We start from the raw sequence: 5,672 nt of genomic DNA on the forward strand, positions 1-5,672 counted from the left end.
CTGCTCGTGCGCGCCGGCTACGTCCGCCGCATCGCCCCGGGGGTGTACTCGTGGCTGCCGCTGGGTCTGCGGGTACTGCGGCAGGTCGAGCGTGTCGTGCGCGAGGAGATGAACGCGATCGGTGGGCAGGAGATCTCGCTGCCGGCGCTGCTGCCGCGCGACCCCTACGAGACCACGAACCGGTGGACCGAGTACGGCGACGGGTTGTTCCGGCTCCAGGACCGCAAGGGCGCCGACTACCTGCTCGGCCCCACCCACGAGGAGATGTTCGCGCTCACCGTCAAGGGTGAATACAACTCGTACAAGGATTTTCCGGTCTCCCTGTACCAGATCCAGACGAAGTACCGCGACGAGGAACGTCCCCGTGCCGGCATCCTCCGCGGCCGCGAGTTCGTGATGAAGGACTCCTACAGCTTCGACCTCACCGACGAGGGCCTGGCCGAGTCGTACCGGGCGCATCGTGACGCCTACGAGCGGATCTTCGCCCGACTCGGCGTGAAGTACGTGATCGTCTCCGCGACGTCGGGCGCCATGGGCGGCAGCGCGTCGGAGGAATTCCTCGCCGAGAGCGACGCCGGCGAGGACACGTACGTGCGCTGCCTCGAGTCGGGCTACGCCGCGAACGTCGAGGCCGTCGAGACCCTGGCCCCCGAGCCGGTTCCGTTCGACGGGCTGCCCGAGGCGGTGGTGCACGACACCCCGGACACCCCGACCATCGACACTCTCGTCGAGTGGGCCAACGGTGCGCTCGACCGCCCGGTGACCGCCGCCGACACCCTCAAGAACATCCTCGTCAAGACGCGGCGACCCGGCGGGGAGTGGGAACTGCTCGGCATCGGCATCCCCGGCGACCGGGAGGTCGACGACAAGCGGCTCGGCGCGTCGCTCGAGCCGGCCGAGTACGAGCTGCTCACGGACGCCGACTTCGCGGCCAACCCGTTCCTCGTCAAGGGGTACATCGGTCCGAAAGCGTTGCTCGACAACGGAGTTCGTTACCTCGTCGATCCGCGTGTCGGAAACGGCACGTCGTGGATCACCGGCGCCGACGAGCCCGGCAGGCACGTCGTCGGACTCGTCGCCGGGCGCGACTTCACCCCGGACGGGACCATCGAGGCCGCCGAGGTGCGCGACGGTGACCCGTCCCCGGACGGTGCGGGCCCGCTCGTGTCGGCGCGCGGCATCGAGATCGGCCACGTGTTCCAGCTCGGCCGCAAGTACACCGACGCCTTCGCCGTCGACGTGCTCGGCGAGAACGGCAAGCCGGTGCGCCCGACCATGGGTTCCTACGGCGTCGGTGTCTCCCGGCTCGTCGCCGTGATCGCCGAGCAGCAGCACGACGACAAGGGCCTGCGGTGGCCCGCCGAGGTCGCCCCGTTCGGGGTGCACCTGGTGATCGCGAACAAGGACGAGGCGGCCCGGGAGGGTGCCGAGAATCTGGCCGCCGAGCTCGACAAGGCGGGCGTCGAGGTGCTGCTCGACGATCGCAAGGCCTCGCCCGGCGTGAAGTTCAAGGACTCCGAGCTGCTCGGCGTGCCGCTGGTCGTCGTCGTCGGCCGCGGCTGGGCCGACGGCAAGGTCGAGCTGCGCGACCGGTTCAGCGGCGAGTCCCGCGAGGTGCCGGCCGATGCGGCCCTGAAGGAGATCCTCGGCGCGTAGTAGCACCCCCGGTGGCCCTCGGGATCGCGTGCGGGCCACCGGGGCACCACACTGATGCCATGGACGACTGGGAGCGCACCGACGCCTACCTGACCGACACCCTGATCGGGGCCGACCCTCAGCTCGAGGACGCGCTCGCGGCGAACGCCGCGGCGGGCCTGCCGCCGATCGACGTCGCACCCGTGCAGGGCAAGTTCCTGCATCTGCTGGCGCGGATCCGCGGTGCGCGGCGCATCCTCGAGATCGGCACGCTCGGCGGGTACTCCACCATCTGGCTCGCGCGGGCCGTCGGCGACGACGGGCGCGTGGTCACCCTCGAGTACGAGCCCCGGCACGCCGAGGTCGCGCGCGCCAACCTCGATCGCGCCGGCGTGGGGGAGCGGGTCGACATCCGGGTGGGCGCCGCCCTCGACACCCTGCCGTCCCTCGAGGGCGGGGCCCCGTTCGACCTGGTGTTCGTCGATGCGGACAAGGAGAACAACCCGCACTACGTGCGGTGGGCGCTGCGGCTCGGCCGCCCCGGCACCGTCATTGTCGTCGACAACGTGATCCGCGGCGGTTCGGTCACCAACGCCGATCTCGACGACGAGCGGGTGCGCGGCGCCCGAGAGGTGCTGGAACTCATGGCCACCGACCCTCGGCTCGACGCGACCGCGCTGCAGACCGTCGGCGCAAAGGGCTGGGACGGCTTCGCGATAGCGGTCGTGACCGACTGAGCACTTCGCCCGCGGCGGTCGGCGCGAGCGGATGCCGCGGCGTCCCGGTCGAGGTCAGGGCTGCCCGGGCAGCGCGACGGACGGCGGGACGACCCCGAGGTTCGCGCGCCACCGGGCCGCCCGCATCGCGGACTCGGTGAGCGCCTCGATCGCCGCCCCGCGGGTGTGCTCGCTGCGTGCCCGCTCGACGACGGAGCGCCACGCCACCGCGACATCGGCCTCGATCTGCACCGCCAACTGTGCGGCGGAAACCGCGTCGGTCACCGGGAAGGGCGTCGTGTACCCGGCGGCCGCGGTGGGCGGGGTGACGGCGGCGGCCCGCAGCGCGTCCGTGGTGGCGTCGCGCCGGGCCCGGTGGGCGGCGGTGTCCGCCGACACCTCGGCCGCGCGGGCGGGATTGGAGAACGCGGCGACGATGCCGTAGCCGAACACCGCGGCGTACTCGGCGTTCAACGCGTCCACGAGGGCCTGCTGCTCGACGCCCAGCGACTGTGAACTCACGGCAGCAGCACCCCCGTGTGCACGGCGCACGCGGCGCTGATCGAGGCGAGCAGGCCCGCCCGGTAGCCCTGCAGGGTGCGGGCCAGGTCCGCGGCGGCCCGCTGGGAGCCGTTCAGTCGCTCGCGCAGCAGGTCGAGGGTGGGTGGATCCGCGGCCGGGGCCACGGTCGTCGTCGTGGTGGTCGACGCCGTGGTGGTCGACGCCGGGTCGGCCCCGGCGAGCCGGGCCACCTCGGCGTCGAGGACCTGGGCGTGGGTCGTGCGCTCGGCGCCGACGGCATTCAGGGCGCCCGCCCGGTCGGGGAGCAGCGCGACGAGCAGACCGGCGGTCGCGGCGTCGACGCGCGCCCGCTCGGCCTGGGCGATCAGGGGATCGACCTCCCCGGCGCCGTCGTCCGTGCCGGCGCCGCACCCGGCGACGGCGAGCGCACCGACGCCGCCGAGCGCGGCGCCGGACCAGCGCAGCATGGTGCGTCGGGACACGGGCGGTGAGGATGCGGGCGTCGGCACCGCACCATCGTGCCAGCCCGGTCCGGGCGGATCCGACGGTGGTCGGGCCGCGGGGGGTTGGTCACGGGAGCGCCGGATGCGCGATACCCTTGAATACCTGCCGGTCCGCTCGTGCGCCGGCATGACGTCCGCTGCGATCACAACTGAACGAGGAGCCTGTCGCGATGCCGGTGCCGCCCCCGGAGAGAATTGCCGAACTCGTCTCCGGCCCGATCGAGCGCGAGGGATACGACCTCGAGGACGTGGTGATCACGTCTGCGGGCAAGCACAGCACGGTGCGGCTGTTCGTCGACAGCGACGCCGGGTTGAGCCTCGACGAGGCCGCCCGCCTGAGCACCCTGGTCTCCGAGGCGTTCGACGCCGTCTCCGATTTCGGCGAGTCGCCCTACGTGCTCGAGGTGACCAGCCCCGGCATCGGCCGCCCGCTCACCCGCGAGCGGCACTGGCGCCGGTCCCAGGCCCGCAAGGCCCGGATCGAACTGGACGACGAGACGATCGTCGGCCGCATCGGCGAGCTCGTCGGGGACGAGGTCCGGATCGTCGTTCCCGGCCGCAGCGGGCCCTCGGTGCGGGCGATCCCGCTCGCGGAGGTGCGCCGCGCCGTCGTCGAGGTGGAGTTCAACGCGCCGAATCCGCGCGAACTCGAGCTCGCGGGCGGCCTGCCGGACGGCCGGGTGCGTGCCGGCGAGATCGCCGAGGGCGACGGCGACCCGGACGACGAGAGCGGCACGGACTACAACGGCACGGACGAAGTGAAGGTGGACAAGTGAATATCGACATCGCAGCCCTGAAGGTCCTCGAGGCCGACAAGAACATCCCGTTCGATGCGCTGATCGAGACGATCCAGACGGCCCTGCTCACGGCCTACCGGCATACCGACGGGCACCAGCCGCACGCGAGTGTCGACGTGGACCGCCGGACCGGTGCCGTGCGGGTGATGGCGCAGGAGTTCGACGCGGACGGCAACCTCGTCTCCGAGTGGGACGACACCCCGGAGGGCTTCGGTCGCATCGCGGCGACCACCGCCCGCCAGGTGATCATGCAGCGCATCCGCGATGCCGAGCACGAGCAGCGGTTCGGGGAGTTCGCGACGCACGAGGGCGAGGTCGTCGCCGGTGTGGTCCAGCGCGACACCCGCGCCAACGCCCGCGGCATGGTCGTGGTGAAGATCGGCGCCGAGACCACCGGCACCGAAGGGCTGATCCCGCCGGCCGAGCAGGTGCCCGGCGAGACGTACGAGCACGGCGACCGGATCCGGTGCTACGTCGTCGGGGTGTCGCGGGGGCAGCGCGGCCCGCAGATCACCCTGTCGCGGACGCACCCCAACCTGGTGCGCAAGCTCTTCGCCCTCGAGGTGCCGGAGATCGCGGACGGGTCGGTGGAGATCGTCGCCGTCGCGCGGGAGGCCGGCCATCGCTCCAAGATCGCCGTCCACTCGCGGGTGCCGGGATTGAACGCCAAGGGCGCGTGCATCGGCCCGATGGGGCAGCGGGTGCGCAACGTCATGCGCGAACTCGGTGACGAGAAGATCGACATCATCGACTTCGACGAGGATCCGGCGAAGTTCGTCGGTAACGCGCTGTCCCCCTCGAAGGTGGTATCCGTCACAGTCGTCGACCCCGACGCGCGCGCCGCGCGGGTCGTCGTTCCCGACTACCAGCTGTCCCTCGCGATCGGCAAGGAAGGGCAGAATGCCCGGCTGGCCGCGCGGCTGACCGGGTGGCGGATCGACATCCGCAGCGATGCCGCGGCCGGCGGTCCGGCGTCGGCGGGATCGCCCGCGACAGGCAGATAGGCGTGGAATGCACGGTTCCGGCCCGATCAGCGGTAGAGTAGTCGATGGCTCAGCATGAGCTGCCCTCGGCCGACCGAGAGCGCACCGGTCCGGTGCGCACCTGTGTCGGGTGTCGGCAGCGGGTGCTGGCTGCCGATCTGCTGAGGGTTGTGGCGCGGGCGACGGAGCCGTCAGGCTTCGTGCTGGTGCCGGACCCGGGGCGGAGGATGCCCGGTCGGGGCGCGTGGATGCACCCCGATCCGGAATGCCTCGGTCAGGCGGAACGGCGTCGAGCATTCGGCAGAGCGCTGCGGGTGTCGGGAACAATCGACCCGTCTGCGCTTGTTCAGCTGGTCGGGGTCCGGAACGAGGAGGACTCGGCGTAGCGATACGCGCCGGACCGGGGACACCAACTCTGAGAAGAACAGGTACAAGCACTCATGAGCACACCGTGAAGCACCAGCGATGAACGTCCATCGGAGATAACCCGAGGTCGTGCGGGCACCAGCCGCTCGA

The 5,672-nt window shown here is 71.8% G+C and carries 7 protein-coding genes; 5 read left to right on the forward strand and 2 right to left on the reverse strand.

Going from position 1 to position 5,672, the window contains the following annotated elements:
* Both CQZ88_RS18180 and CQZ88_RS18185 read left to right on the forward strand, forming a co-directional pair.
* On the forward strand, positions 1-1,656 hold a 1,656-nt coding region (locus CQZ88_RS18180; protein ID WP_258008657.1), incomplete at its 5' end, for a proline--tRNA ligase.
* A 59-nt stretch (positions 1,657-1,715) separates the two neighbouring features.
* Entirely contained in the window at positions 1,716-2,372 is a 657-nt protein-coding gene (locus tag CQZ88_RS18185) for an O-methyltransferase (protein ID WP_065922639.1), read from the forward strand.
* 54 nt (positions 2,373-2,426) lie between these two features.
* Here the strand turns inward: CQZ88_RS18185 and CQZ88_RS18190 are convergent, their stop codons facing one another.
* Positions 2,427-2,873, reverse strand: coding sequence for a ferritin-like domain-containing protein (locus CQZ88_RS18190; protein WP_102800120.1), 447 nt, complete (start codon positions 2,871-2,873; stop codon positions 2,427-2,429).
* Positions 2,870-3,382: a hypothetical protein gene (locus tag CQZ88_RS18195; protein ID WP_102800121.1), complete on the reverse strand. Its 513-nt coding sequence runs from the start codon at positions 3,380-3,382 to the stop codon at positions 2,870-2,872. The genes CQZ88_RS18190 and CQZ88_RS18195 overlap by 4 nt, the downstream gene beginning before the upstream one ends.
* Positions 3,383-3,546: 164 nt before the next feature.
* Here CQZ88_RS18195 and rimP point away from each other — a divergent pair, with 164 nt between their 5' ends.
* Genes rimP through CQZ88_RS18210 form a run of 3 tightly spaced genes read left to right on the forward strand, consistent with a single transcriptional unit; the run spans position 3,547 to position 5,542 of the window.
* Complete coding sequence (rimP, locus tag CQZ88_RS18200) at positions 3,547-4,152, forward strand: ribosome maturation factor RimP (protein ID WP_102800122.1); 606 nt, start codon at positions 3,547-3,549, stop codon at positions 4,150-4,152.
* Positions 4,149-5,177, forward strand: a complete 1,029-nt coding sequence (gene nusA, locus CQZ88_RS18205; RefSeq protein WP_006937408.1) for a transcription termination factor NusA — start codon at positions 4,149-4,151, stop codon at positions 5,175-5,177. The genes rimP and nusA overlap by 4 nt, the downstream gene beginning before the upstream one ends.
* Before the next feature lie 44 nt (positions 5,178-5,221).
* Positions 5,222-5,542 (forward strand): YlxR family protein, encoded by a 321-nt coding sequence (locus tag CQZ88_RS18210; RefSeq protein WP_072635117.1) that lies wholly within the window; start codon positions 5,222-5,224, stop codon positions 5,540-5,542.
* The last annotated feature ends 130 nt before the right edge of the window (positions 5,543-5,672 follow it).

It is taken from the genome of Rhodococcus sp. ENV425 (assembly GCF_002887785.1).
Lineage (GTDB): Bacteria > Actinomycetota > Actinomycetes > Mycobacteriales > Mycobacteriaceae > Rhodococcus > Rhodococcus aetherivorans.

Bases quoted from the DNA above. Each gene is read 5' to 3' on its own strand.
- rimP (WP_102800122.1), top strand. From the start codon at position 3,547: ATGCCGGTGCCGCCCCCGGAGAGAATTGCCGAACTCGTCTCCGGCCCG.
- CQZ88_RS18185 (WP_065922639.1), top strand. From the start codon at position 1,716: ATGGACGACTGGGAGCGCACCGACGCCTACCTGACCGACACCCTGATC.
- CQZ88_RS18210 (WP_072635117.1), top strand. From the start codon at position 5,222: ATGGCTCAGCATGAGCTGCCCTCGGCCGACCGAGAGCGCACCGGTCCG.